The 2199-nt window shown below is 67.2% G+C and carries 1 protein-coding gene; it reads left to right on the top strand.

Features of this window, described 5'->3' with window-relative positions; translation table 11 throughout:
* On the top strand, positions 1–2199 hold a 2199-nt coding region (locus tag VGB60_RS04695; RefSeq protein ID WP_331037116.1), incomplete at both ends, for a 2-oxoglutarate dehydrogenase E1 component.

Below are 2199 nucleotides of genomic sequence, written 5' to 3'. Positions count from 1 at the left end.
GAGTTCTACGGCTTCACCGAGGCTGATCTCGACCGGCCGATCTATCTGGACGGGGTGCTGGGCCTGCAGACGGGCAGCATCCGCGAGGTGCTGGCGATCCTGAAGCGCACCTACTGCGGCCACATCGGCATCCAGTTCATGCATATCGCCGAGCCGGAGGAGAAGGCCTGGCTGCAGCAGCGGTTCGAGGGCGCCGAGACGTTCGAGCGCAACGCCTTCACCCGGGAAGGCAAGCTGGCCATCCTGAACAAGCTGATCGAGGCCGAGGGCTTCGAGCGGTTCCTGCACAAGCGCTTCCCCGGCACCAAGCGGTTCGGGCTGGACGGCGGCGAGGCCATGGTTCCGGCGCTGGAGCAGATCATCAAGCGCGGCGGCGCCCTGGGCGTTGACGAGGTCGTCTTCGGCATGGCCCACCGCGGCCGGCTGAACACCCTCGCAGCGGTGATGGGCAAGCCCTACCGCGCCATCTTCCACGAGTTCCAGGGCGGCTCGACCGTGCCTTCGGACATCGAGGGCTCGGGCGACGTCAAATACCACATGGGGGCCAGCTCGGACCGCGAGTTCGACGGCAACACGGTGCACCTGTCGCTGACGGCCAACCCGTCGCACCTCGAGATCGTCAACCCGGTGGTGCTGGGCAAGGCGCGGGCGAAACAGGCGTTCGACATCCGCGAGGCCGCGGCGGGCGACGGCGACGCGCAGGCGGCGCTGGACCGGAGCAAGGTCGTACCCCTGCTGATCCACGGCGACGCCGCCTTCGCCGGACAGGGCGTGGTCGCCGAGTGCTTCGCCCTGATGGGGCTGAAGGGCTACCGCACCGGCGGGACGCTGCATTTCGTCGTCAACAACCAGATCGGTTTCACCACCAGCCCGCGCAACAGCCGCTCGTCGCCCTATCCGTCGGACGTCGCCCTGATGGTTCAGGCGCCGATCTTCCATGTGAACGGCGACGACCCGGAAGCCGTGGTGTTCGCCGCCAAGGTGGCGACCGAGTTCCGGCAGAAGTTCCACAAGGACGTGGTGGTGGACATGTTCTGCTACCGCCGCTTCGGCCACAACGAGGGCGACGACCCGACCTTCACCCAGCCGCTGATGTATTCGAAGATCCGCGCCCTGCCCTCGACGCGCGAGATCTACGCCGAGCGGCTGATCAAGGAAGGGGTGATCGACCAGGCCGCGGTGGACGCCGAGGTCGCCCGGTTCGAGGCCTTCCTCGACGCTGAGTTCGACGCCGGGAAAACCTTCGAGGCCAAGAAGGCCGACTGGATGGACGGTCAGTGGCAGGGCATCGGCCTGCCCGAGGGCGACGAGCGGCGCGGCGAGACCTCGGTTCCGGCGGCCAAGCTGGCCGATCTGGGCCACCGGCTGACGACCATTCCGAACGACGTCGACATGCACAAGACGCTGAAGCGCGTCATGGACGGCCGGCGCGAGATGATCACGACGGGTCAGAACATCGACTGGGCCACGGCCGAGAGCCTGGCCTTCGCCTCGCTGCTGGACGAGGGTTTCCCGGTCCGGCTGTCGGGCCAGGACTCGGTGCGCGGCACGTTCAGCCAGCGCCACTCGGGCATCGTCGACCAGACCACCGAGGCCCGCTATGTCCCGCTGAACAACCTGCGCGAAGGCCAGGCCGAATACGAGGTGATCGACTCGGCCCTGTCGGAAGAGGCGGTGCTGGGCTTCGAATACGGCTACGCCCTGACCGACCCCAACACCCTGGTCATGTGGGAAGCGCAGTTCGGCGACTTCGTGAACGGAGCGCAGGTGGTGATCGACCAGTTCATCACCTCGGGCGAGCGCAAATGGCTGCGGATGTGCGGCCTGACCATGCTGCTGCCGCACGGCTACGAAGGGCAGGGGCCCGAGCACTCGTCGGCGCGGCTGGAGCGGTTCCTGCAGCAGTGCGCCGAGGACAACATCCAGGTCGCCAACTGCACCACTCCGGCCAACTATTTCCACATCCTGCGCCGCCAGATGCACCGGCCGTTCCGCAAGCCGCTGATCATCATGACGCCCAAGTCGCTGCTGCGGCACAAGAAGGCGGTGTCGAGCCTGGCCGACATGGCGGAGGGCTCGTCCTTCCACCGCGTGCTGCACGACGACGCCCAAACCCGGCCCGAGGTCGCGGGGATCAGCATCAAGGCCGACAAGGCGATCCGCCGCGTCGTGCTGTGCTCGGGCAAGGTCTATTACGAC

Source organism: Brevundimonas sp. (genome assembly GCF_036399195.1).
In the GTDB taxonomy this organism is placed as follows: Bacteria; Pseudomonadota; Alphaproteobacteria; order Caulobacterales; family Caulobacteraceae; genus Brevundimonas.
This window is presented reverse-complemented; position numbering and strand designations above follow the sequence as displayed.